General features: G+C 39.6%; 25 protein-coding genes. 9 read left to right on the top strand and 16 right to left on the bottom strand.

Annotation, left to right across the window (positions count from 1 at the left end; translation table 11 throughout):
* Positions 1-67: 67 nt before the first annotated feature.
* The 8 genes from LI951_RS04295 to LI951_RS04260 all read right to left on the bottom strand — a co-directional run bounded on the left by LI951_RS04295 (position 68) and on the right by LI951_RS04260 (position 10539).
* Positions 68-1447, bottom strand: a complete 1380-nt coding sequence (locus tag LI951_RS04295; protein WP_229441390.1) for a hypothetical protein — start codon at positions 1445-1447, stop codon at positions 68-70.
* A 1699-nt stretch (positions 1448-3146) separates the two neighbouring features.
* Positions 3147-4541 carry a dihydrolipoyl dehydrogenase gene (gene lpdA, locus LI951_RS04290; protein WP_229441389.1) on the bottom strand — a complete coding sequence of 465 codons (1395 nt, stop codon included), beginning with the start codon at positions 4539-4541 and terminating at the stop codon, positions 3147-3149.
* Positions 4542-4560: 19 nt separating this feature from the next.
* Positions 4561-5814, bottom strand: a complete 1254-nt coding sequence (locus LI951_RS04285) for a dihydrolipoamide acetyltransferase family protein (RefSeq protein WP_229441388.1) — start codon at positions 5812-5814, stop codon at positions 4561-4563.
* Between the two features lie 16 nt (positions 5815-5830).
* Positions 5831-6814, bottom strand: a complete 984-nt coding sequence (locus LI951_RS04280) for an alpha-ketoacid dehydrogenase subunit beta (RefSeq protein WP_229441387.1) — start codon at positions 6812-6814, stop codon at positions 5831-5833.
* Positions 6815-6826: 12 nt separating this feature from the next.
* On the bottom strand, positions 6827-7828 hold the full coding sequence (locus LI951_RS04275) for a thiamine pyrophosphate-dependent dehydrogenase E1 component subunit alpha (RefSeq protein ID WP_202067318.1): 1002 nt from the start codon (positions 7826-7828) through the stop codon (positions 6827-6829).
* Between the two features lie 100 nt (positions 7829-7928).
* Positions 7929-8882, bottom strand: a complete 954-nt coding sequence (locus tag LI951_RS04270; RefSeq protein WP_202067272.1) for a sugar-binding transcriptional regulator — start codon at positions 8880-8882, stop codon at positions 7929-7931.
* 24 nt (positions 8883-8906) lie between these two features.
* Positions 8907-9263, bottom strand: coding sequence for a PTS glucitol/sorbitol transporter subunit IIA (locus LI951_RS04265; protein WP_202067271.1), 357 nt, complete (start codon positions 9261-9263; stop codon positions 8907-8909).
* Between the two features lie 28 nt (positions 9264-9291).
* Entirely contained in the window at positions 9292-10539 is a 1248-nt protein-coding gene (locus LI951_RS04260) for an NAD(P)H-dependent oxidoreductase (protein ID WP_229441385.1), read from the bottom strand.
* Between the two features lie 277 nt (positions 10540-10816).
* Between LI951_RS04260 and LI951_RS04255 the strand changes: the two genes are divergently transcribed.
* From LI951_RS04255 to LI951_RS04235, 5 genes are all read left to right on the top strand, one after another.
* A complete protein-coding gene (locus tag LI951_RS04255; protein WP_202067269.1) occupies positions 10817-11227 on the top strand; it encodes a transcriptional regulator GutM in 411 nt (136 codons plus the stop codon).
* Positions 11211-11735 carry a PTS glucitol/sorbitol transporter subunit IIC gene (srlA, locus tag LI951_RS04250; RefSeq protein WP_202067268.1) on the top strand — a complete coding sequence of 175 codons (525 nt, stop codon included), beginning with the start codon at positions 11211-11213 and terminating at the stop codon, positions 11733-11735. Before LI951_RS04255 ends, srlA begins: the two co-directional genes overlap by 17 nt.
* A 21-nt stretch (positions 11736-11756) precedes the next feature.
* Positions 11757-12770, top strand: coding sequence for a PTS glucitol/sorbitol transporter subunit IIB (srlE, locus tag LI951_RS04245; RefSeq protein WP_229441384.1), 1014 nt, complete (start codon positions 11757-11759; stop codon positions 12768-12770).
* 843 nt (positions 12771-13613) lie between these two features.
* Entirely contained in the window at positions 13614-14354 is a 741-nt protein-coding gene (locus tag LI951_RS04240) for a DUF4145 domain-containing protein (protein ID WP_229441383.1), read from the top strand.
* Between the two features lie 12 nt (positions 14355-14366).
* Positions 14367-14912, top strand: coding sequence for a hypothetical protein (locus LI951_RS04235; RefSeq protein WP_229441382.1), 546 nt, complete (start codon positions 14367-14369; stop codon positions 14910-14912).
* A gap of 121 nt (positions 14913-15033) precedes the next feature.
* On the opposite strand, the gene LI951_RS04230 is transcribed toward LI951_RS04235, so the two are convergent.
* The 4 genes from LI951_RS04230 to LI951_RS04215 all read right to left on the bottom strand — a co-directional run bounded on the left by LI951_RS04230 (position 15034) and on the right by LI951_RS04215 (position 17390).
* Positions 15034-15756, bottom strand: a complete 723-nt coding sequence (locus LI951_RS04230) for a hypothetical protein (RefSeq protein ID WP_420705914.1) — start codon at positions 15754-15756, stop codon at positions 15034-15036.
* A 62-nt stretch (positions 15757-15818) separates the two neighbouring features.
* Entirely contained in the window at positions 15819-16337 is a 519-nt protein-coding gene (locus tag LI951_RS04225) for a hypothetical protein (RefSeq protein ID WP_229441380.1), read from the bottom strand.
* 312 nt (positions 16338-16649) lie between these two features.
* Complete coding sequence (locus LI951_RS04220) at positions 16650-17174, bottom strand: hypothetical protein (RefSeq protein WP_229441379.1); 525 nt, start codon at positions 17172-17174, stop codon at positions 16650-16652.
* A gap of 6 nt (positions 17175-17180) precedes the next feature.
* The gene (locus LI951_RS04215; protein WP_229441378.1) at positions 17181-17390 is read right to left on the bottom strand and encodes a helix-turn-helix transcriptional regulator; all 210 of its coding nucleotides are present in this window, start codon (positions 17388-17390) and stop codon (positions 17181-17183) included.
* A 129-nt stretch (positions 17391-17519) separates the two neighbouring features.
* On the opposite strand from LI951_RS04215, the gene LI951_RS04210 reads away from it, so the two are divergent.
* Positions 17520-17852: a helix-turn-helix domain-containing protein gene (locus tag LI951_RS04210; protein WP_229441377.1), complete on the top strand. Its 333-nt coding sequence runs from the start codon at positions 17520-17522 to the stop codon at positions 17850-17852.
* Between the two features lie 96 nt (positions 17853-17948).
* Here the strand turns inward: LI951_RS04210 and LI951_RS04205 are convergent, their stop codons facing one another.
* Both LI951_RS04205 and LI951_RS04200 read right to left on the bottom strand, forming a co-directional pair.
* The gene (locus LI951_RS04205; protein ID WP_229441376.1) at positions 17949-18677 is read right to left on the bottom strand and encodes a hypothetical protein; all 729 of its coding nucleotides are present in this window, start codon (positions 18675-18677) and stop codon (positions 17949-17951) included.
* 360 nt (positions 18678-19037) lie between these two features.
* The gene (locus LI951_RS04200; protein ID WP_229441375.1) at positions 19038-19298 is read right to left on the bottom strand and encodes a DNA-binding protein; all 261 of its coding nucleotides are present in this window, start codon (positions 19296-19298) and stop codon (positions 19038-19040) included.
* Between the two features lie 264 nt (positions 19299-19562).
* Between LI951_RS04200 and LI951_RS04195 the strand changes: the two genes are divergently transcribed.
* Positions 19563-20162 carry a helix-turn-helix domain-containing protein gene (locus LI951_RS04195; RefSeq protein ID WP_229441374.1) on the top strand — a complete coding sequence of 200 codons (600 nt, stop codon included), beginning with the start codon at positions 19563-19565 and terminating at the stop codon, positions 20160-20162.
* A 100-nt stretch (positions 20163-20262) separates the two neighbouring features.
* Entirely contained in the window at positions 20263-21429 is a 1167-nt protein-coding gene (locus LI951_RS04190) for a site-specific integrase (RefSeq protein ID WP_229441373.1), read from the top strand.
* A gap of 76 nt (positions 21430-21505) precedes the next feature.
* Here LI951_RS04190 and mnmG read toward each other — a convergent pair whose 3' ends face one another.
* Both mnmG and mnmE read right to left on the bottom strand, forming a co-directional pair.
* The gene (gene mnmG, locus LI951_RS04185; protein ID WP_229441372.1) at positions 21506-23404 is read right to left on the bottom strand and encodes a tRNA uridine-5-carboxymethylaminomethyl(34) synthesis enzyme MnmG; all 1899 of its coding nucleotides are present in this window, start codon (positions 23402-23404) and stop codon (positions 21506-21508) included.
* Positions 23405-24319: 915 nt separating this feature from the next.
* A complete protein-coding gene (mnmE, locus tag LI951_RS04180) occupies positions 24320-25717 on the bottom strand; it encodes a tRNA uridine-5-carboxymethylaminomethyl(34) synthesis GTPase MnmE (protein ID WP_202067251.1) in 1398 nt (465 codons plus the stop codon).
* A 282-nt stretch (positions 25718-25999) separates the two neighbouring features.
* On the opposite strand from mnmE, the gene LI951_RS04175 reads away from it, so the two are divergent.
* Positions 26000-26329: a hypothetical protein gene (locus LI951_RS04175; RefSeq protein ID WP_202067250.1), complete on the top strand. Its 330-nt coding sequence runs from the start codon at positions 26000-26002 to the stop codon at positions 26327-26329.
* The last annotated feature ends 51 nt before the right edge of the window (positions 26330-26380 follow it).

Genomic DNA, 26380 nt, shown 5'->3' with positions numbered 1-26380 from the left:
CATTCTTTCCTCTTAGAGAAAAATTTCAGTGCGGGTTGTCAAATACTCACATAAAAATACCTGATAATTATTTTTCAATAGTCAGCTTTCTATTTTTAAACAAACGTTCATATAGGATAAAAAACAGGAGATACAGCAAAATGCCGATACTGAGATAATGAATTGCATCAATAATGTGTAATATCTGAGGATTACCTTCCCTATATCCGGTAATCTGAAGTATCGTATTAATTGAAATACCTGATCCTTTTGCCATGATCCACAGTCCGCCCATAATTAGAAACTGGTGAACAATACTTCCTTTTGACTGAGCAGCATAACGGATAATAATCCGCTGGTCCTTAGGGAGTTCGCTGCTTTCAGCATATACCTGATTTAAATACGTGCTGGCAGCGCTTATAAACATACTGAAAATAAAGACACCTATCGGAAAAATTGCACGGAACATCAGTAATATTAAAGAAAAAATCAGTCCGAAAATATGAATAAGCTCTCTGTCTAATTTTAAAAATAAATGATAAATATATTTCATCAGTAATTTAGATGCTAAAATTCCCAGAATATATGGCGTATACAAATACAAGGCAATTTTGTTGTTTCCAAAATAAAATGCTGTATAAAACGTTCCGAAAAGTAAAATAAAGTTAATGCTCATTCCATTAATAAAAACCAGCAGGTTGAGCCATATAGGCAGCTTCCAGTTTCGGTGAACTGTACTGATATACCAGGATGCAACAATCAGACAGGCAGAAAAGCCAATGACTGCAATAGACAGATAATGCGAATCAAATAGAGCACGTGCCAAACGGACAATAATCAGCAGAATAAAATAAACCAGAAACAATAGAAATTCCTTCATAAAAAAAGTCTGCTCATCCATTTTATCCATGCGTCTGTCTTGAACCGGATAGCTGTTCATTTTAAATAAAGCTGCAAGATACAGCAGCGTGTACTCTGTAAAAATAACCAGATTTCTGGCAGGAAAATTCGCAGTCAGAGAACCGATAAAGATACCGATAAGCACAATCATAAAAACAAGCGTCATCAAGCTGGTCTTTTCCTTTTTAACCTTCAGTTCTTTCCGCTGATATTTAATAGTGGTGTTGGTTGGAGGAAGCCAGGCAGCACCCAAACCAATCAGTACTGCAGAAAGAAGATAGCAAGGATACCACCACTCTCCCAAAATACCAAAGACGCCTCCCAGAGCGCCGACAATCAAAGAAAGAATAAAAATATGGAGTGTTGTCAGAGCTAATCGAAAGCTTTTTAATAAAAAAATACCCGCTATTCTAACAGTGTAAAACAATACAAAGGGGAGAATACCTTCCCACCCTGCTCCAGTGTGCATATTTAAAAACACCAAATAGGGAATAAAGGGAACCGTATTAACAAGAACAAAAGGAATCCCCGGATAAAGTTTTGTAAATACTGATTTGACAGCGCCCATCATTTCAACTCCTTCAAACAATTTCATATACTTACAGTCTATCATTGTCACAAAACAAAATCGAAGATAAACCTCGTTTTTTCAGCCATTTCCCTGAATTTTTCAACAAATAGATAAGTTTGTAATTATTCAAGAAAAACAAATGAAAATGAATTGGAACTGTTAGAGATATTTTTATGGAAAAATCAGCAGAGAACCAATTATATATATTAAGTGAAGTATTAGTTAAAAATTTATCGATTTGCTATTCATGATACACTTGAAGAAAAATGAGGTAGTATCACTGTTTTTCTGACTTTTTTGGAAATAGTCCTAACCATCCAGCCAGAAGAAAAAATTGTCAAGGTACTGGATAATACCCGAGTGCACCATGACAATTATCCCCCCCCTTTCTTCTGGCTAATTCTCAATTCGGCTGCTGTTTCTGTCGTCTTACACCCTGCAATTAACCAAAAATGAGGTGCTTTGGAAGTGTTTAACAGAATCATGTATCAGCAATGTTTTCTTTTCAAAGTCAAAGTATTATCAGATTACCTTAGCTATTCATACGTTCGTTGATTGGGTCAATACGGTTTCTGAGTAACTTACTGATCGGCTTCATTTATAATCTTTTTTATGTAATGTATAACAAAAGGGAATTTTATTTAAAAAACTGAAATCCATTACTTTCTATTGACTTAAAAACAGTTAATCAGCAGGCGGGAAATACTTGTATATTTTGACCTTTCACCAATTTTATTTAATCTGTAAAACTGGATAGAGTATCACTGCTCTTTGTTCCTGGACAAAAAAACACCCTGCCTCATTAATAAGACAGGGATAGGAAAGTATTAAATGAAAAAGCTTGGTTATTGGGTTGACTATAGAATAATCCTTCTAGCTTAAACTAACCTTAAAAACGAAAATTAATTCAAAAAAAGCTTTATGGTAATTTGAAATTCCTTTTGTTATGTTGTCAAAAGAACCTTATTTTAACAGAAGAGATGGAATCTAATTAAAAAAGTTTGCATTAATCATTTTCTCAGCAGTACTTACAGGCTGCTCAGAAAATTTAAAAGTGGACAGCTCACCGGCAACCAAAAGCGCAATCATTCAGCTATTCCTATTTATATCACTAGCTGACTGCACAACATGAACAGCTGCAGGAAGATCAACAGAGTACTCGTACCATTTATACTGCGGTTCCGCCTAAAACAGACTATCGTCTGAGTGATCTTGATCTGAGTTTATTCCTTTAAATAAGAAGTATGGAAACTTGGAAAGAAAAATATCAGAAAGAAATGTAATTTATAATTTGGTCAGAATATTACTGAATTATCTCTATTTACTCACCCTATGTATATGTATGATTGCCCGATTATAACTGTCATACAATAAAAATATTTTTGATAGACAGATTCTGATATAAAGTATTGGAAAATACTTTTCATATTTTTCAAGAGTATTTATGCTGAAAAAGCTCAGTTACAACTCAGCTGCTTGTATTCACTATAAAAAACGATAATCTTGCCGTTTCAAGCAAAATTATCGTCATATATTTATATTGTTCAGTTTTTGCACAGAGTTTATCCATAACATCATCAAAGCAACAGTAAACTGCTTATTCGTTCTTATTTTGTGAAATAGTCAACGACAGTCTGCCTTTTGTCTCCACTACTTAATGATTCAATGAATAATCTGTTTCTTCTATTATCTCCTGCTACATATGGATCGGCAACCCCAGCCCAACTTCACAGGCATCCATGATCGTTTCTGATAAGGTTGGATGACCATGAATGGTTAATGCGATATCCTCCAGTGTCAGGTAGGATTCAATCGCCAGGGTAAGCTCTGCAATCAGATCACTGGCATTCACCCCTACAATCTGGGCACCCAGAATCAGCTCGCTGCCTTCTTCATACACAATACGGACAAACCCTCCTGCGGCATTCAGCGAAAGCGCCCGACCATTGGCCTGCATCGGGAACATGGCGGTCTTCGCCTGTTTCCCGGCTGCCTCTGCTTCTTTTACAGTATAGCCTACCGCTGCCACTTCCGGATCGGTAAAACAGATAGCCGGAATCACTCGATAATCCTTCACCACATTCTTGCCGGCAATTACTTCTGCTGCCACTTTCCCTTCATAACTGGCTTTATGTGCCAATGCCGGACCTTCCACCACATCCCCAATCGCAAAAATCTGTTTCTGAACGGTACGGTATTGAGCATCCACTGGGATTAAGCCCCTCTGATTCGTTTTTATACCGGCTTTTTCCAGTCCAAGTGCTGAAGTGTTCGGTCTGCGTCCGACAGTGACCATGACGTAATCGGAAGCCAGCTTCCTGATTTTATTGTCAGACAGCTCAATTTCAGCTGTCACCCGGTCCTTGCCTGCCGTTGCTTGTTTCGCCTTGGCATTGACATAGACTTTCACCCCTTTCTTCTTGAACTGCTTCAAGACCAGCTCCTGAATGTCCGCTTCAAAATTCGGCAGGATACTGCCGCTGCCTTCCACTATGGTGACTTCTGTTCCCAAATTGGCATAGGCACCAGCCAGTTCACAGCCGATATAGCCGCCGCCCACCACAATCAGCTTCTTCGGCAGCTCCTTCAGGTTCAAACCGCCGGTAGAGTCAACTACCCGATTCCTAAACGGAAATCCATTAATTTCAATCGGCGAGCTTCCAGTGGCGATAATGGCCTGTGTAAAGGTCATGGTTTCTGAGCCTTTTGCTGTTTGGATATCCAGCGTTGTCGGGGATGTAAACTGTGCCCGTCCTTCAATAATTTTTACTCTGTTCTTTTTCAATAACATGGCGATACCGGAAGTCAGAGCTTTAACCACTTTTTGGTCTTTCCACTGCTGCATCTTTGCAAAGTCCAGTTCGACCTCCTTGGTTCTAACCCCTAAAAAATCAGACTGCTGTGCTTCCTGATAACGGTGACCGGCTGTAATCAGCGCCTTTGACGGAATACATCCGACATTGAGACAGACACCGCCGATCTGTTCCGCTTCAATAATGGTTACTGACTGACCCAGCTGTGCCGCACGAATCGCGGCCACATAGCCGCCCGGTCCTGCTCCAATCACCACTGTATCGATCCTGTTTGCCATCTTCTGCTCCTCCTTCCGCCTACAACAATAGGCGCATTGGGTTTTCCAGAATCTCCGCAATCATGCTGAGAAACGCAGCTGCCGGAGCACCGTCGGCCACCCGGTGGTCAAAGGACAGACACAGGTTCAAGGTAGGGACATGCTCAATTTTTTCCATGTCATTGTACATATCTACAGACAGCTTCTCAAACAGTCCGCCGACGCCTAAAATCGCTGCTTCCGGCGCATTGATGATCGGAGTAAATTCTTTGACTTTGCTTCGTCCTAATGAACTGATGGTAAATGTACCGCCGCTCAGTTCATCCGGTGACAGTCGGCTGTCTCTGGCTTTACTGGTCAGATCTTTGACAGAAGCGGTCAGCTCACTGAGCCCCATTCTGTTTGCCTGCTTCACCACAGGTACAATCAGCCCCTCTGGAAGAGCCACAGCCACCCCCATATTCACGTCGTCAAACTGGCGAATACCTTCTTCTGTGCCATGGGCATTGAACATCGGATACACCTTTAAGGCAATCGTTGTTGCTTTGATAATCAGCTCCAGATAGGACAGTCGTTGGTCTGTCTGTTCCTCAATCATCGGCAGCAGCTGTTCTCTCAGCTTGACCATGGCGGACATATTGACTTCAGCACTCATGGTGACATGAGGAATCGTGGAGGTGCTTTGGTGCATATTTTCCGCAATCACCTTGCGCATGCCAAACCATGGAATCAGGCGGCTGGTTTCTGTGCTTGAGACTGGTTGTCCGCCAACAACTTTTGCACTCTCTTCACAAGATAATTTCGTATACGCTGAGATATCTGCTGCCTGAATTCGTCCTTTCGGTCCGGAGCCTGTCACATTTTTAAGATCAACCCCATTTTCTCTGGCTGCTCTGCGGGCTGCCGGAGTGGCACGTATTTTGCCTTCAGTTGGCTGGCTCGTTTCTGATTTCATTGCTTCACTATCAATTTTGGGTGTGTCTGCAGAAGGTTCTTCCTCTTCAGCCGATCTTTCGCCTCCGCTCACTCTAGGCATCTCCTCCGGTACGCTTTCTCCGGCTTCGCCAATATAGGCAATCACTGAATTAACCGGTGCACTTTCTCCGTCACCAATGTATCGTTTTAACAGGATGCCTTCTTCATAGGCCTCCACTTCAATCGCTATTTTATCCGTCATTACTTCAAAGATTGCTTCGCCGACTTCTACAGTGTCTCCTTCATTTTTCAGCCAGACAGTAATTGTTCCATCAGTCATGGTGGAGCTCAGCTTCGGCATTAAGACTTCATAAGCCATTTCTTTTCTCCTCCCCCTATCGGTCCGCCATCAGATTCCGGCAGGCTTTGACAATGTCCTCCACCTGGGGAACGGCCTTTTTCTCCAGCTCCGGATGATAAGGCATGGGAATTTCTTCTCCAGCCAGACGAACAATCGGTGCATCCAAAAAATCAAAGGAGTTATTTTCCGCAATCACACTGGCCAGCTCGGCACTGAAGCCGCTGCGCTTCACTGCTTCGGTCACCACGACTGCCTTGCCGGTCTTCATCACGGACTCCACAATCGTCTGCTTGTCCAGCGGCACCAGCGTACGCGGGTCCACCACTTCAATCTGAATCCCTTCCTCTGCCAACAGCTCGGCGGCTTCCAATGCTTTATGCACCATGATGCCGGTAGCAACCACCGAAATATCCGTGCCTGCCCGTTTAATATCTGCCGCACCAATAGGAATCGTATATTTTCCTTCCGGGACATCACTAGTGGTTCGGTAGCACAGTTTATGTTCATAAAACATTACCGGATTGTCATCTTCAATCGCCGCATGCAGCAGCCCTTTGGCATCATAGGCAGTAGCCGGCTGAATGACCTTCAGTCCCGGTACATGGGCTGTCCAGTTTTCCAAACTCTGGGAGTGCTGGGCTGCGGCCCCGGTCCCGGAGCCGCCCGGTGTGCGCATTACCAGTGGAATTTTGGCTTTCCCGCCATACATGTAGCGGATCTTCGCCGCCTGATTGACGATCTGATCCAGTGCAATCGTGACAAAGTCAGAAAACTGGATTTCAAAGACCGGGCGCATCCCAGTCATGGCTGCCCCCACCGAAGCACCGGCAATCACTGATTCCGCAATGGGTGTGGAACGAACCCGTTCTTCACCAAATTCTTCCACCATCCCTCGACTGACCCCAAAGGCACCCCCATAGACACCAATATCTTCGCCAAGCATAAATACATCTTCATTTTCTCTCATTGACTCCGTAAGCGCTTCCCTTATTGCTTCGGAATAGGTTATTTCTCTCATCTCATACCCCTCCTACTCTGCATACACATCTTCGTACATGGAAGCCAGCACCGGCATCGGGCTCTCTTCCGCGAAAGAAACTGCATCTTCAATCGTTTGCTTGGCAGCCAATCGAATGGCTTCTGCCTCTTCTTCTGTGAAGATTCCAGCTTCCATAAAGACTTCTTTGGCTCGTTTGATTGGATCACGATTTTTCCGCCAGTCTTCCTCCTCTTCTTTTGTACGATATTTTTTTGCGTCTGATTTCGAATGCCCTTTCCAGCGATAGGTTAGGGCCTCAATCAAGGTAGGACCTTCACCTCTGCGGGCTTTTTCCACGGCATCATGGGTGGTGTTGATGACCTCCAGCAAATCATTGCCGTCAATGGTGATGCCCTCAATCCCATAAGCCTGTGCCCGTTCAGACAAGTGGGCCACCCGGGTCATTTTTTTCACCGAACCGCTCATGCCATACTGGTTGTTCTCAATGAAGAAGACCACCGGCAGATCCCAGATTGCTGCCAGATTCACAGCTTCATGGAAGCTGCCTTCATTGGTAGAACCGTCTCCGGCATAGGCCAGCGCCACCCGATCCAGCTTCTTCATTTTTGCAGTCAGGGCAGCCCCGGTTGCGATGGGGAAGCCTCCGCCGACAATTCCATTAGCTCCCAGATTTCCGGTATCCAGATCGGCAATGTGCATGGAGCCGCCTTTGCCATTATTGGTTCCGGTGGTTCGACCAAACAGTTCGGCCATCATTTCATTGATATTGGTTCCTTTGGCAATGGTCTGACCATGCCCTCTATGTGTTGCGGTAATCCAGTCAGTTTTTCTAAGTACTGCACCGCTGCCGGCTGCAGTGGCTTCCTGCCCGACAGCCAAGTGGGTCGTGCCGTGAATCAGTCCTTTGGCAAAGAGCTGATCGACTTTTTCATCAAAGAAACGGATCTCCCACATGGTTTCATAAATCGCTTTCAGCTCACCGTCTGACAAACCGGCACGATTGGGCAGCGATATTGTGCTTGCTTCTGTCATTTTTTTGATCTCCTCTTGTTTATTCACATCAGTCAATCTTGACAATCAACTGATACTTTCTCCATATAGGCTGTATTTTTAACAAGAGTAAGGGACTTGCTTAAACTATATCCAATAATGCTTTTGCAGTGATTTCATCTGTTATCAGGACATTGACCAGATGACCAGTCAACGCTGCATGAATTCCGTCAATTTTATCTTTACCTCCAGCTACTCCGACAACTCTTGGGATTTGTTTCAGATCCTCAAGGTTCAGTGCCATCACACGTTTATTCCACGTACAGTCTGAAAGCTCTCCTTCGCTGTTGATAAAGTTGTAGCAAATATCACCGACAACGACGCCGTTGGATAATTCTGTTGTAATTTCCTCCGTATTCGCCAGCAGATACGCTTTTGTCATTGTTGAGTAGACGGGCTTGCCGCCAATCCCCACCAAAGCAATATCTGCCTGTTTTGCCTGATTAAAAACGCTCTTTATAAAGGACTGCTCCATAAAAACCTTCTTGGCCTCTGCTGAATCCACTGTAATCGGTGCATGCATTTCAATTGCGGTTGCACCACTGTGCTTGGCAAAAATTTCACACACAACATTCGCCTGTAGGTTCATATGCTGCTGACCTAAGCCGCCGACCATTGGAACAAACTTTACATCCGGCAGCTGATTTTTAGAAGAAAAATTCAGAGCAACCTCTTGTACAGCTGTACCTGCTGAGACACTTACGGTATGATGAGGCTGAATAACTCTTGCCAGATACTTCGCTGCAGTTACACCCAGTCTTTTAATCAGCGTTTCTTCTCCGGAAGTAGACGTACAGATGACTTCTTCCAGATTATATTTACGCTTTAATTTATCTTCAAGATAGCGATACGGATGAAGCAGGTCATCATGAATAATAATTTCCACCAATCCCAAATCTCTTGCTTTTGCTAAATATTTGGAGACAAGAGAACGGCTGATACTGAATTTTTGGGCTATGTCTGCTTGTTTTGCTCCTTCATCGTAGTACATGGAAGCAATCTCCACCAATAATCTTGTATCATCTGAATAACTCATTCTCTTCTCCTCCAAACATAATTATCAATAATTGAATTGTATTATATCCCCAGCCTCCACTTCCGGCACCTTATTCGGTGACAGCAGTACGGAACCCGGCAGCAGCTCTTCCTCTCCCAAGTCAAAATAGAGAGAGATGTGCCCAAGTTCAAATAGGGACCCATTTGCCAAATGTCCAATATCTTCAACAGCATATACCTGACTGCCAAAAACAATCTGACTTCCGATTTTTAACATATTTTCATTTGGGTCATCTTCGAAATCATGAATTACACAGACTTCACGAAGACCTTCCGGTGCAGTTGAATTGAATAAAATCAGAACAGGGATATCCTCAAAAAAAGCAAATTCTCCAATTTCTTTTACAGTTGATTTTACCATGTTTTAGGCTCCTTTAATACGACTGTGACTAATCAAATGTACTGTCCTGAAGTTTTCTCAACTGCCAGACAGTTGTTGATTCATCTAGAACAACGTCTTCTTCAGTGATAAATGTTCCTGCCTTGATCGGACGACGAGCTACCACCTTTCCTGAGATTAATCCAATTGGAATATGCCCTTCTTTCTTCATATCTGCATGTGTTTCAAGGACCCCGCGTACACAGTATCCGCCAATGCCGTCCAGCCGTTCGCCCTCAGCAATATCTTTTTTGGTCACGGCAACGGTTTCAGAAACAGGTGCACCTATCGGAACAATGGCATGATCATTTCTTAATACGGCTTTAGCAATGGTAATCGGTGTTTCCAGACTAGCCAAATGGAATGGGCGGTACAAGATATGATGGTCCCTATCCCCTTTTTTCATCAAGTAGCTTAACTCATGTCGAACTCCTTCATTCTGCCCTTTTACGATAACGAATACACCCGGTGCCAGTCCGTCCACATATTCAACGACTCCATACTGAGAAAGAACACCACCATTTTCTTTCAGATCAAGATCTTTAACAACTGAATCAACATCTCCGGAAATTCCATGCATCCCCACTTTATCAGGAATGAAACCGATTGCATTGGACAGCAAATTCATTTCCGCCATTGTTTTAGTGCCATCCTGGAATGCTGCCAGCATGTGAGAAGCCATCGCTTTACTGTCTGCCTCTTCCTGACAGGTATCCGGATTCGCACCGATTTTCAGCTTATTATTTTTCCCTTTCCCTGCAACCAGCACTTCCATTCCCATTGATTTCGCAAATTCAAACAGTTCAGTCGTTGCTGCCGGCTCATCTCCATCTGATCCTGTGTAGACCAATCCTGCTGACCTGTAAAGTTTGTGCATTAATGGACCGACTGTGATGTCGATTTCCACATTTAAAAGTACAAGCTGTTTCTTCGCAATTAATGTCTCAAGAGCAATTTTTGCTCCCACCTCGGGAACACCTGTTGCATCGACAACGACTTCCACATCTTCTGAATAAATGACCTCTTTAAAATCTGTCGTTACCAAAGTTTTGTTCTTTTGTTTCGAAGAAGCATGATAAGCTTCAGCTGCTTTTTCAGCAAATTCAATTCGAATATCACTGATCCCTGTGACTGTCATTCCAGGAATTGTAGCAATTTGAGCGACCATCCCGAAACCCATTTGACCAGCACCGATGACACCTACTTTGATTGGATTTCCTTCATGCTCACGTTCTAAAAGTTGTTGATAGATTGTCAATTTTACCACTCCTTTAACAAATGTTCTTTACAGTAACATACGATACAAACAAATAGTATATTTAAATTTTTTCTTTGTCAACGGGATTAAGTTAGTTTTTTTTAAATCATCGAAAATATTGCAATGTTTATAATTTGACACCACTTTTTCACAAATACGACATATGTTCCAATACAGAAATTATTGTAAATCAGATTGACAAACAAAATAAATATAATTACCATGGTCTTATATCATGAAGCGCTTTCAAATAAAAAAGAATTGGAGGATGATTATTTTGGGAGAGTATCTGAACCTGATTGTTCTGCTGGTATCATGTTGGCTGCTGCAGTTATTTTTTTCCTATATACAGCACAAGAATTATCAGAAGGTCATCAATGAAAACAAGTATAGGCAGTCTGGTTATTTAGGGGTCGGTATCGCGAAAACGAAGTTCAACTTGGGGAAAGGTTCTATTCTGATTTTGGTAACTGACGATGCAGGAACCATTTTAGATTTCCAGGAAATGTCCGGTTTTACAGTATTTTCCCGATTTAAAAAGAAAGAAACCTATATCGGTAAAAATGCTGAAGGACTTCTAAATGAAATAACAAATAAGCAGCGTCTTAGAGCTTATGAACAGGCATTGGGATTAATTAAAAAAGAAATAATGAAAATGGAGGAACAAGTACATGGATATGTTAGTTAGTTTGGCAGAAAATTTTATCGGTATTTTTAATGCAGGGGGAGAAAATCTGGTTGGCTTAATTACCGGTATCCTCCCAACACTGATCGTTCTTCTGACCTTTGTTAACGCCCTAATTGCATTGATTGGCGAAGAACGTGTAACAGCATTTGCCCAGTTCTGTACCAAAAATATTATTCTACGTTACAGTGTATTCCCGCTGTTAGCTGTCTTTTTCTTAACGAATCCAATGTGTTATTCGTTTGGACGCTTTTTGACAGAGAAACAAAAGCCGGCATTCTATGACGCAGCCGTTTCTTTTGTCCATCCAATCACCGGTCTGTTTCCACATGCCAATGCAGGAGAGCTTTTTGTCTGGACAGGAATTTCTTCTGGTCTAACAACACTGGGCTTGTCCGTTATGCCGTTAGCTGTCCGCTATTTTCTGGTGGGACTGGTAGTAATATTAATCCGGGGAATCATTACAGAAATGTTGACTAAAATTATGTGGAAAGAAACAACAGACGCTTAAAAGAAAGGCAGATGAATATAAATGGTAAAAGCAGTAATCGCTCATAAAGGACCAAGCGGATGGGGAGGACCTCTGACGCTGCAGGTAAGTGAAGGAAAAACAATTGTAGCTTCTATCACTGGCGGAGGTATTCACCCAGTGGCTCAGAAAATTGCAGATATGATCGGCGCAGAAGCACGAGATGGCTTTAAAGAAAAAGTGGCACCGGAGGAAATGGTCTGTGCAGTTGTTGATTGCGGTGGAACTGCCCGATGCGGCGTTTATCCAAAATTAAATGTACTAACTGTAAATCTTCATTCTACAACTCCTTCAGGACCACTGATGAAATTTATCAATGAACAAAATTTTGTTTCAGGTGTTACACTTGATACTATCACAGCAGCAGCTGGAGGTCCTATTCAGGAAAAAGTCCATGAACAATCAGCAACTGCTGATAAATCTGCGTATCAGGAAGCAAAAGAGAAAGTGAGAACTGCCAAAGAAGAAAATGCCAAGCAGCAAACCGGCATTATGGCTCTTATTAATAAAATGGGACGGGTTGTCGGAAATGTCGTCGGCGTTTTTTATCAGGCCGGACGCGACACCATTGATATGGTGATTAAAAATATCTTACCGTTCATGGCGTTTGTAAGTATGCTGGTAGGTTTAATCAACTATACCGGTATCGGAAATGTGATTGCCACAGCAGTTAAGCCGTTATCTGGAAACCTTCCGGGATTGCTTATTCTATCTCTGATCTGTTCAATTCCAGTACTGTCACCGGTTCTTGGACCGGGAGCTGTTATTGCACAGGTTGTTGGGGTGTTGTTAGGGGTTGAGGTAGGTAAAGGAACCATTTCTCCTGCAATGACTTTGCCGGCGTTGTTTGCAATTAACTCTCAGGCAGGTGCAGACTTCGTTCCAGTAGGGCTGACCCTTGCAGAAGCAGAGCCTTATACAGTTGAAGTCGGAGTTCCTGCCGTTCTGTTCTCTCGGCTGCTGACAGGACCGCTCGCAGTACTTCTAGCATGGCTTGCCAGCTTTGGAATGTATTAAAAAGCAGTTACTGTGACTAAGCTGCCGCTGAGAATCCAAACATTTAAAAGTATCAGTCACATCTGAATTCTATAAAAAATAGTGCCCTCTCTGATATTTGTTTAAACAGACAATACTCAGAGGGGGCATTTTATATTTTTTTAAATAAGCTATTTTTAATTACCCCATTATCAATTTCATACCTTTAATTTTCTACAATGCTGGACCAGATAGTATCCTGCTCTTGAAAATAAGCAACCATATCAATTTCAAAAACCTCTTCCAGCAGTATTTTTGAGGCTATCTATAAAAAATCTCCTTTTTGAACGATTTTCCCGCTTTTAAGAAAAAGCACTTCTCTGCTTAGAGACAGCGCCAGACGAGTATCATGAAACACGTTGAGCATTTGTTTTGTTATATGTTTTTGTCCAGTCATTCAAGTAGCTGACTAGGTCAATCTAGTGGTGCAAATCCAAGTGATTATGAACTCAAAAAAAGAACCTCCAGGGTCCTTCATGTATGTACCTGATGAAATGGCCTGGAGGTTCTCAACTATTTAATTATTTTATCTGCACCTTCGCTATCTTGCCTTGTTCGACATAGTCTCAATATCCAATATCAATAGAGTTCAAAGTATAACATATAGTAGCATAAATGAAAAAAGGGCTAGGCTAACTAGTCATACAAATTCAACTAAAATCAATAAGACGGAGTCAGAAACGGAGTCAAAAAATACCCGCTGAGAATCTTTTAAGACGAATTAGTTATTGAACTGATTCGTCTATTATTATAGCTATTAATAATAAAGTTTAATAAATATTGAACATGTTGTATAATTATATACGAATAATGGGAGGTCTTATATTGGAAAACATAAGTTTGTATGAATTTTTTAAACTAACCGATAGTTTTCAAAGAAAAGAACTTGAGAAGGCTAATCTGATTCTTTACTACATTAGAAAGCACTTTTCACAACATGAAATTAATATTGAAGAAATTATTAATTGCTTCGACCAATTAAGCTTAAGTAAACCAAACAAAACCAGATTACTAACTAACATGAAAAAATCAAAAGATTTTATTATTTCTGGAAAATTTATAAAACTTAGTGCATATGCTTATGAAAAAAATGAAGAACTTTACTCTGATGTCTTTACTAAAGACTCTGATCTTATAGTAGTAAATCACCCTGCTATTTTGGATGACTCTTTGTATTTAAATACTCGTGGATATATAGAAAAACTATCTCTACAAATTAATTCAACTTACGAAAACAATATTTTTGATGGGTGCGCGATGTTAATGCGGCGGCTATTTGAAATACTTCTTATCCATTCTTATGAAGCAAATAATATTGAACAAGAAATCAAAAATGAAAAAAATGACTACTATAATTTAGCTTTCATCACTAAAAATGCAGAAATAAACTCTACTCTTTCATTGAGTAGAAATACAAAATCATCTTTGGAACCTATACGTAAACTAGGAAATTTTGCTGCACATAAAATCTATTACAATACTAAGAAAAAAGATATTGATGACCTCTCTTTTGAATATAGAGCAACAATAGAAGAGTTACTGTATAAATCAAAAATAAAAAACTAAAGGAGTTTTATTATGGCAAAAATTGAAATCAAGTCTAATGCTGTACAAATTTGTATAGAAGGAACCGAAGAATTTATTGATAGGTATTCAGTTAATTGGAAATTAGATGAACTAGTCTCATCAATTACAGATGAGTCACAATTGTCAATCAAAGATTCTCAAATAAATTCTTTTGACAGCCCGAGCCCACTTTCTTATGTAGGAGAAATACCTCAAAAGAAACCTGATACATCCAATCAAAACAAGTTACCTGAACATTTCGGTCAGTGGATAAATATTATCGATCCCTCTACTGATCAAGATAAAGTGTTTTTAACCGGACTTTTTCTTGAAGAGAATTCTGAAGACAAAAGTTTTAGTTCTGCTCCTATTGCTAGCTTACTAAAAGAACATGGATTACCTGTTAAAAATGTGTCCTTACAACTACAAAGAATCTGTGATAAGAAGAAAATTTTTAAGCTAAAAAAAGAAGGTAACATAGGTATATATAGATGCAGCGCTCCAAATAAAAAAGAACTCATTGAACGTCTAGCTTCTGTAGCTACAGAGAATAATTAATACACTAACACATTTAAAAGATTTTTTTCCAAAAAGAGTCTTTTAAATGTGTTTTATTTCATTAGGTTTTCTTTTTCAATATTAAATCAGTTGAAAGCCCTCACCTTTAACTGATTTAATATCAATTATTAGCTGTTATCACACTTCCATACACCTCATTGTAACTGATTGTTTGTCCATTCATAAATATAACCGAGTAGTCTGTTTTCCCAGGTTCCAATAAACGTAATGGTACATCTGCTCCGACTTGCTCTGTAACAGTATTACTAATACCTGTAAGATTTGAAAGGATACTAGAGGCTCCTTGTTCGTCCGAAGCCGTATAAGAAGTGGCATGTATTGTAATCCCCCCATCTTCTTTTTCAAAATACCAATCCGGAGGTATAGCTGTATAAGTTGCAATAAACGAATCAATTCTTTCATCTATTATTTGTCCAGAGACAGGTTCATCACCTTCCCCAGACACTCTCCTAACATTGTAGCTTGCTATCTGACCACCTTTAGCAAACATCGTCATAATCCCTTCACTCTTACTAAAATACTCACTGTAGCCCGTTTTTTCAATGGAAACTTGATCGTATTTAACACCTGCATATTCAAAGGAAAAATAGGCGTGTAACAACATAGGGTTGTCTATATCATAATCCTCTGAAACAGCACGGGAATCTCCAATATAGAATACTACCTGTTCTTCTAGTACTTCTATTCCAAATCCCTTATTATTAACCTTCCAATCTCCTAGTAATTCATCTGGTGTAGTTGTTGTTATCTGCTTATCTACTTTTGCCTCCGGTGGATTAGAGGTCTGCTGATTCTCGACAGTACTTGTTGAAATATTGCCAATGTCCTCATTTTGATTTTTGCAAGCAGTTAGAAATACTAATGAAAGAATCACCAAATATTTCTTCATGCTTTCTTACCTGTCTTACGTTGCTTTACGACATAGCCCGCTACAGCTAAACCAATTAACAAAAATAACCAGTTTTTACTACTTTTTTCAGCCTTTCCTAATGGGCTTTCTCCTTTTGTTGTTTTATAAAGTGTAGACGTGGAAGGACTGCCATCTAAAGCTGATATCATAAGTAATTTATCTTTGTTTTCAGAAAGTCTAAAAAGAAGAAAGGCTTCACCTGCTGTTTGCTTCAATTCTGGTATCCCTTTAGCTAACTCTTCTTTCGTTACTTCTATAGTAGGTTCACTAATGTCCTTTCTCATTACATAGTTGTATTCAAAAATCTTGTTGTCTGCGCCTAAATCAAAAACACCATCTTTGGTAATCTTGATATCATAAGCAATGGGAAGTCCTTCTTCTTCCCCAGACCAATAACCGTAAAAATCTTTACTACTGTTTCCGCAACCAGATAATCCTAATAGAAATATTGTTACTAATACGAATACTCCTAATTTTAAATTACACTTTTTCATTTTTCTTTCTCTCCTTCGGTTTCATATGTATTTGAAACAATTGCAGGTACCTTTTTTCGGTAAAAACAATACTAGCTAGTAGATAAAATAGCGGTAATTCCTTAAATAACTCCTTAACAATCCTTCTATATCTGAAACAGATAAACCTCTGCATATCAGCGTTTATAAGCTCTATTCCGTTACATTTCAGATACCATTTAATATAGCCGGATTCGAAAACCCGAAGAAAAACACACCCCAAGTAACTTGTTTGTAGTTACTGGAGGTGAGTAGGTACGGTCAAAAAAGCATGGGGTGGGGTTATTCCTATAATTAAATGCTATATATTACAACCCCATCTATAGCCGTAATAATCACTTCACCTAATCCAACGTTATAGATGTTTATAGGCTTACCATCAGTTAAGAGGCTAACTTCTATAGCTCCTGTTAGAAAATCGTTATAGTAGTCTTCGTTGCCATTTCCAGACATATAAAGCTGTAAGTTTTGAACTGTTGCTGACATTGCCGGAATAAAATTCACTGTTGTTCCATCGTCTTCAATGTAGCATCCGAAGTACTTCGCTTTAGCTTGAATCGGGTCGGTTGTATCTAATTTTTCATAGTATATAGTACCCAGATTAGCTGTCTCTGGTGTTTTAGTTTCTATGGTCTCTTCTCCGGATATTACTTGATATGATGATTCTACTGTACTAGTATTCGTAGTCGATTCTAAGAATGTCCGACTTTCATTTGGTTCATTATTTGTAGATTTTATTACCTCTTTATTGCCCATCTTGCCACAGCCAGATAGTAATAAGACTATTAACAATGCACTGGCTAATAAGTACTTTTTCATCTACACTCACCTCTTATTAAATTCTTCATAAAAAAGCTCATCCATTGGTACTTCTAAAATACCGGATAATAGTTTCATTTGATGGGGTTTTGGAATAGTCCGTCCAGTTTGCCATGAACTAATACACTGTTGTGTTACACCCATTTTCTTTGCTAATTCTATTTGAGAAATTCCTTTTGACTCCCTATATTGACTAAGCCTACTAAACTTTTTCATTCACTCACTCCTCAAAATCATTATAAACAACAACTTGATGTATTTCAACTCGTTATATAGTTTTCTATTGTTTATTATCAATACAAATACAACAAGTTGTTGTATCATAACAAAAGAGAGGTGTATCTAATGAAACAAAAACAATATGCTAAAACGATTAAAGAAAGACGGCGTGCTTTAGGCTGGACACAGAAACAATTAGCTAAGAGAATCCATTCAACTCAGCAAGCTGTTACTCGATGGGAGACCTCTATAACTGAACCCAGCTTGGAAAATCTCACAGCTCTCTCAAAGGCTCTAGGAACGCCTGTCAGCCATTTTCTAGATGTGGATATAGTTGAATCAGAAGAAGAGTTTCTTACTCTGTATCGTTCTCTCACTCCCGAGGATACTAAACGAACGATTGAATATATGAAACTACTAAAAAAACAGGAAGTTGAAAGAACAACTTTTGAACCATAGTAAAAAGCCGGAGTATCCTCATCTCTGTTTAGGTACCCGGCTTTATTTTATTTCAAGTAATAGAGAATATTAGTAGTTTTAACTTAAAAAGTCGTGTTAGGTACTCGTATCCAATAACGTCGCTATCTTGTTTCTCAAACGCCGTCTCCGTCTCTTTATAGAATCAGATTCAACTCCATTTTTTTCTGCTATTTCTTCATCTGAAAGCCCCATCAAATCAGATAACAAGAGCTTTTCCTTCTCATTGAGTTCGTTCATTATAAGCTCTTCCAACTCCATGTCAGCTTGACAATCTACTGTGTTATCCTTCAAATAATTTTGATTTTCTCCTAATTCTGCAAAAATCACAGGCTTTTTATACCTATTTATTCCAGACTTTCGACCCTTTTTTATTGCCGTTTTACTTTCTTCGGATAGATAGTTGTATTTTTTTTCGAACTCTTTCTGTATTTCTTTTTGATTTTTACCTATCTTACCTTCCTCTTCTTGAATATAATGTTTCATTGTTCTTGACCGAGCGTTAGAAATAATATTATTCATTTCTATTTCACCCTCCGGCGCACCAATAAGCAAGACTATCTCATAATCATTATCTAAAATACTATATCCTTGTTCAAAAAACCTTTGTTTCCCTCTCATCATTTCAAGGCTGATATTAAGCTCAAACTCATCTTGAGTTCTTCTCATATCCCAGTGTCCTTTTTCACTGGCTACCATATAAATCTTGTTAAGAGAATACTGATAAAACTTAGACTGTCTTGCCTTCCAAAGAAGTTTTTCTGTTAATTCTTTACTAAGGATTTTTCTTTTTTTAAATTTTGGCATATCTTTTTCCTTCTTTCTGTCCGTTTTTTTGTTTTTATATTCACTATTAACTATGAAGGGTTACGAATAGTAACTCTGAATAGTATCTGCATTAGGTTACAATGAAGTAGCTATTTACCCCTCTTGTTTATTTACTAATTTTAAATACTTTTTGAGAATAGAGTTTAATTAGTTTTAAACAATAAATTAAAATATTTTAGAAAAGATATCCTCAGAGGAGCGCTCTTCGCTCCTCCTCGGTCAAGCTGAAAGGTTGTTCGGGTTTGGGGTGAACAGCCCCAAGGTCTTCAAGCTACCCTTATGCCTTTTTACTAAGGCTACTCTGTAAATAAAGAGTAATTACCGGAATATACCTGATAATCAATATGTATGTTCATCTAAGAATTGAACAATGTCAGTTTTCTTATATAAGCACAGACCATCAATAGTAATTCGTTTCAGCCCCTTCTTACGTAGCTTAGCTAATGTATTAACTGATATCCCACCTAGAAAAATTCTAGTTTCTTCTGTAGTAAGATACTCTCCATACCGGTTAAAGCTAGCTACAGCTTCTTCAATCATTCCTGTCAGCTCCGACCTGATCTCATCTACCAACTCATCAGTGTTTACTAAAATACTCATCAAAATCACCTCCAAAATTAAAATAAAAAACGTTGTCGACAATTAAAATCATACACCCTCAAATGTTGACTTGCAACCCCAAAAACATTAAATAAATTCAGTAAAAAAGGGCTATTGATAATTATCAATAGCCCTTGAAATTATTTCCCAAACCCAATTTAAATCTATAATTAACTACAATTAAATAACATGTTCATGTAAATGTCAAGAATTATCTGTTTACTAAGTAAACGAAATATGGTATTATCAACACAGGTGATGGAAATGAAAGAAAAAAAATATGAGTACTACGACTCAATGGCAGTCGGTAAAAGAATTAAAGAAATCCGTAACAGCTTTAATTGTACGATGGAACAATTCGGGCGTTTGATTGGAAACACAACCAAAGCCGCAGTTTATAACTGGGAAAAAGGAAAGAGGCTTCCAACTGATGATAGCCTTGAATTAATTGCTATTTTAGGCAAAACCAGCGTTGAATGGGTTGTGTACGGAGATTTAGATGAGTATATCTCTTCTCTACTAACAGTAGGCTCAAAAGCATATGTAGATGTAAAAAACGTCTATGTAAATTTTGGACACAAGGAACTTTTTGAAGCATATGAGTTAGCTTCAACGAAGATACAACAGTTAATCGTAGAAAAAACAATTGAAAAAGCTAAACAAAATAATTGGAGCTATTCCGACACTTATCATATTGTAGATTTATTTTCAGAGATTACCGACAATATACTAAAGAGGAACCGGTATGCAAAAAATCTGCCATCGAATATCAAAGAACTGTTATCAACTATTGAACAACAGAATCTAACGGACGATGAATTAGACTCTCTATTAGATTCAATACGTAATTACTTCGAAAATTAAGATAAGAATGATTCAGATTCGGAAAGGTGGAATGCGATGAAGGATAGTCTATAAATGCTCTCAGCGGGTATTTTAGGCTTCTCCAAGGAGGAAAAATACAATGGCAACATATAAAGAATACAAAAAGAAAGACGGATCAACTAAATGGCTTTATAAAGCCTATTTAGGAAAAGATCCTATAACTGGTAAAGAAATAAGAACTACACGAAGAAACTTTGACACAAGAAAAGAAGCCATTTTGGATTATGCACGATTACAATTAGAAGTTGAGTCTAATGGCATTAGTAACCGGAACACTGTAAAAACCTACCAAGACCTTTACGAATTATGGATGAGTCAGCATAAAGAAAACATTCGAAATACGACAGAACAGCGTATTAGAAATTACTTTAAAAATCAAATTCTTCCATATTTCGGTAAAATGAACCTAAATAAGATTACGCCAACCATTTGTCAAAAGATACTTGTTGAATGGGCAAAGAAGTACAAAGCCTTCCAGAAAGTGAAAAGCTATACTTCCCAAGTATTTAAGTACGGCGTATTAATTGGTGTCATTAAAGACAATCCAATGGAACGCACGATTACACCTAAATCAAAAACAAAGTCTTCTAAATCAATAGATGAAGTTTACTCTAAAGAAGAGCTTCAACAATTTTTCAATTGTCTCGAAGAACTAAAAGACGAACGTGCAATTGCATTTTTTAGACTAGCTTCCTACACCGGTGCTAGAAAAGGTGAAATACTTGGCTTAACATGGAAGGATATAGATTTCGAAGCAAAAACTATTTCCTTTAACAAGACACTTATTGAACTATCAGACGGCTCTTTGCATTTGAATCCCACTAAAACTGATAAATCTAATCGGGTAATCACTATTGATGATGATACTATGGTCATTTTAAAAAAATGGAAACGGTCTGTAATCAAAAAAAATCTATCTCGAGGTATCCGGATAGACAACATGGATGATGTTCCTGTAATAAGTACTATCAAAGCAAATAAAAAAAGGGAATTTCTATACAAAGGCTACCCTAATCATGTAATGGATAAAGTAGCTAAGAAATTCCCAGATATGAAAATTATTAAAGTACACGGTTTTAGAAAGACTCACGCTAGTTTGTTATTTGAAGCCGGAGCACAGATAAAAGACGTTCAAGACCGCTTAGGTCACTCTTCTTCTAAAACGACAATGGATATCTACATTCAGGTGTCTAAAAATCGACAAGAAGAGACTGTAGAAATGTTCTCTTCCTTCATGAACGGGTGACCGACGGAGTCAAAACCGAGGTCAGTTGATAGTATAAGTGTTCAGCCACTACCATAAATCCTTTAGTATCAAGGGATTACGGCTGTACTTTGGCTATCTTCCCTTGTTCGATATACACCATCAGTATACTCAAATCAGCCGGGTTCACTCCGCTGATTCTGCTTGCCTGCGCAATGGTTTCAGGCTGGATTTTCTGCAGCTTTTGTTTTGCTTCTGTTGCCAGTCCATTGATCGCTTCGTAATCGATATTTTCAGGGATGCGTTTAGCTTCCATGCGTTTCAGCTTATCAACTTTTTCCAGTGCTTTTTTGATGTAGCCTTCGTATTTGATTTGTATTTCTACCTGTTCAATAACTTTATCGTCTAACGCTTCTTCCTCTGCCGGAATAAACTGAAGAACTTCATGATAGGTCATTTCAGGTCGTTTCAGGAAATCAGCAGCAAGGACTCCATCTTTTAATGGTACTGAGCCTTTTTCTTCTAAAAATGCCTGTACACCCGCTGTCGGCTTTATTCTAACCGAATTTAAACGTACAATTTCCTTTTCAACTGCCTCTTTTTTCACCAGATAGCTCTCATATTGTTCTTCCTGTACAAGACCAATCTCATGTCCTTTTTCAGTTAAACGTAAATCAGCATTGTCATGTCGCAGAATTAGTCGATATTCTGCTCTTGAAGTCAACAGACGATATGGCTCATTGGTTCCTTTCGTCACTAAATCATCAATCATCACGCCAATATAGCCATCACTGCGCTTCATTACAAACGGATCTTTCTCCTGAACTTTCAGGGCCGCATTAATTCCAGCGATCAATCCTTGTCCAGCTGCTTCTTCGTAGCCGCTCGTGCCATTTGTCTGTCCGGCAGTAAACAGATTTTCAATGATCTTTGTTTCCAGAGTTGGACGCAGCTGATGAGGGACAACGACATCGTATTCAATTGCATAGCCTGTACGCATCATTTCCGCTTTCTCCAACCCGGCAATGGAGTGAAGAACATCGGTCTGTACATCTTCTGGAAGAGATGTGGAGAGCCCTTGTACATATACTTCTTCTGTATTCAGACCTTCCGGTTCCAGAAACAGCTGATGTCTCGGTTTGTCTGAAAAACGGACAATTTTATCCTCTATAGACGGGCAGTAGCGAGCACCCACTCCTTCGACAATTCCTGTAAACATTGGCGCTCGATGCAGATTCGCTTGAATAATTTCGTGTGTTCCTTCGTTTGTATAAGTCAGCCAGCAGGAATGCTGATCAAGATTATAAGCACTATCCGGCGTACTAAAGCTGAAGTGATTTGGCCGCTCATCCCCTGGCTGTTCTTCGGTAACCGAGTAATCAATGCTGCTGGATTTCACCCGTGGCGGTGTCCCTGTTTTAAAACGATCCATTTCAAGACCCAGCTCTTTTAAATGGTCTGCCAGACCAATAGACGGCAGTGAGTTATTGGGACCGGAAGAATACTTTAATTCTCCGATAATGATTTCTCCACGCAAGGCAGTTCCCGCAGTGATAATCACTGCTTTACTTTGATAAGCAGCTCCTGTTGTCGTAACAACTCCTTTACAGGTACTATCTTCAACAATCAGGTTTTCTACAATTCCTTGACGCAGCGTTAGATTCTCCGTTTGTTCGATCGTATGCTTCATCTCTGATGCATAAGCATGCTTGTCTGCCTGTGCCCGCAACGCACGAACAGCAGGACCTTTTCCTGTATTCAGCATCCGCATTTGAATATATGTTTTATCGATATTTTTGCCCATTTCTCCACCCAATGCATCGATTTCACGGACAACGACACCTTTAGCCGGTCCGCCAACAGATGGATTACAAGGCATAAATGCGACCATATCCAAGTTAATTGTCAACAGCAGCGTTTTACTTCCCATACGAGCTGCAGCCAATGCTGCTTCTGACCCTGCATGTCCGGCTCCGACAACAATAACATCATATGTTTCTGCACTAAATTGATTCATTAATGTTAGGCTCCTTTGATTTTTACTAATAGGGACTGTGACATAAGTATGTCTGAGTCCCCTAAAACCGAATAAACGGCGTTCCAGTCTTTGTATGATTCGAACATTCGTAAGAACTATAGACGCAGAAAAATGGATACAGTGTAATGTTTTGTCTCAAGAATCATTAGACTCGTAGAGACAGCAGTTCTTCTACGCTACGCATACAGTTCTACTACATCAAGTGAGCTAGTTTCATTCAAGGAATACTTATCAAAACTACACATACCATTCTGCTAAAGTACGAATATAAGCAGAAATGGCAAAGTAGAACTAGCACTGGTCGGTCCTAAACTGCGCCGAGTAATCGCAGGCAACATCTCGGAAATAAGTCGAACGATACTGAAATATAAGCAGCTCCAGGAAGGTATCCATTCACAGCTATTCATTTTATGAATAGTGTTCCTTGACAATTTTCGGATATTCCGACTTATTGACATAAATCACTACGATTGACTTGTCAGAGTAGATGATACATGTTACCTATTTGGTTCTTGAGGGGGAACACTTCTGCTCCTGCGGTTACTCCTCGCAGTTACGTTCGTATACGTGCTCCTGCGATTACTCCTCGCAGTTTATTCGTGCATGTGCTCCTGCGGTTACTCCTCGCAGTCAAGTTCGTGCATGTGCTCCTGCGGTTACTCCTCGCAGTTACGTTCGTGTACGTGCTCCTGCGATTACTCCTCACAGTTATGTTCATGTATGTGCTCCTGCGGTGTTACTCCTCGCAGTTATGTTCGTGTATGTGCTCCTGCGGTTACTCCTCGCAGTTACGTTCGTGTACGTGCTCCTGCAATTACTCGTTGCATGGAGAAGCTTTGGCACAACCTTTTTTCTTTATATTTATACAACTGAATTTTTCTATTGCTATACCACTTATTTTCCTAAACAAAACTGGCTGAACAACTGTGTAATCAACTCATCCTGCACACTGTCTCCGACAATCTCTCCCAGATAATCCCAACAGCGGGTCATATCTATTTGAACCAGATCTACAGGCATGCCTACTTCAATCCCTCGAATTACTTCTTCCAATGATAACACTGCCTGATCCAGTAAAGCGATATGACGAGTATTGGAAACATAGGTCGCATCTTTCTCACCTGTTTTACCACCAAAAAACAACTCAGCAATTTTTAATTCCAACTGTTTCATTCCTGTATTGGATAAAACAGAAACCGGAAGAATTTCTTCTACTTCTGCCAGCTGAGTCAGCTCTTCTTTATCTAACACAGAGGGTAAATCCATTTTATTTAGTAAAATAATTCGCTTCAGTCCTTTTGTTGCTTCCAAAAGCTGCCTGTCTTCAAGTGTCAATTCTTCATTCTGATTTAATACCAGTAAAATCAGATCAGACTCTGCCAGTGCTTTACGGCTGCGTTCCACACCAATCTGCTCCACAAGGTCTTCCGTTTCACGAATCCCTGCTGTATCGATCAGCTTCAGAGGCACTCCGCGAACATTGACATATTCTTCAATTACATCTCTGGTTGTTCCGGCAATATCTGTGACAATCGCTTTTTCTTCCTGCAGCAGATGATTCAGCAAGCTTGACTTCCCAACATTTGGACGACCAATAATTGCTGTACTCAGTCCCTCTCTTAGGATTTTCCCCTGCTTGGCTGTTGTCAGCAACCCCTTAATTTGAGCTTTAACAAAAACAGCTTTTTCCAACAGAAGTCTAGTTGTCAGCTCTTCCACATCGTCATATTCAGGATAATCAATATTCACTTCAACCTGAGCCAATGTTTCTAAAATTTCCTGTCGCAATGACCGGATTAATACAGATAAATTTCCATCCAGCTGATGCAGCGCTACTTGCATGGCTTTGTCTGTTTTTGCCCGAATCAAATCCATTACTGCTTCTGCCTGAGATAAATCCATTCGTCCATTTAAAAAAGCTCGTTTAGTGAATTCTCCCGGTTCTGCCAGACGTGCACCTTCCCTCAATAGCAGCTGCAGCAGCTGATTAACAACCACAATACCACCATGACAATTGATTTCCACGACATCTTCTCGGGTAAATGTTTTTGGTGCTCTCATTACTGAAATCATCACCTCATCAAGCAGTTCATTTGTTTTCGGGTCAAAAATATGACCATAATGAATGGTATGGGATGGTACCTCTTCTAACTTCTTGCTGCCGAAACGATAAACGCTGTCTGCAATCGCAACAGCCTCATCTCCGCTCAAACGAACAATGCTGATTGCTCCCTCTCCAGGAGGTGTGGAAATAGCGGCAATTGTATCAAACTCCAAAGTCACTTGCTGCATCATTCTCTTCCTTTCTCTGTATACCTATGTATAAATAAAAACAATATTCTATATTTAAGCTACAAAAAAAGCGCCCACTCCACCCTTTGTCCTTAAAAGGTTGGATTTAGCACTTTGACTGCTTTATTCCGTCTGTTTTTTACTGGAAATAGAATAGCACAAATTTAATGATTACGCAATACAGACTCTTTCAAATTGCTTAAACTTTAACAGATATTAGCTTTGCTTTTCCTTCTATTAATCATTACAATAAAGAGGACATAACTTTAGGAGGTAAACATTATGAGTCGAAATAATAATATTCAAAGTTTGGAAGATCAGATCAGCAGCATTACCCTGTCTACAGGAAATATTAATAAGAAATATATTTTGCGGGATATTATTTTTGCAGCTGACCGAGTAGAGGAGGACTTGTTTGCTCCAGAAGCAGATCCGAACGCTATCTTTGCAAATGTCTGCCTGAAGCTGAAGCAAATGGCGTTTGAATATCATGCAGATGCAGTAATCAACTGCCATTTTGAAGAAAAACTAGTTGTAAAAGAGGATGAGAAATTTATCGAAATCTTTGCGTATGGAACCGTTGTTCAGTATACACCGACCACAATAGGATAATTGAAACAGAAGACCGGGAAACAAAATCCTCGGTCTTTTGCTTTTTCAAGA

The organism is Enterococcus sp. BWT-B8, assembly GCF_020567625.1.
In the GTDB taxonomy this organism is placed as follows: Bacteria; Bacillota; Bacilli; order Lactobacillales; family Enterococcaceae; genus Enterococcus_L.
Note: the sequence above shows the minus strand (reverse complement) of the source record. Positions and strands in the feature narration are given on the sequence as shown.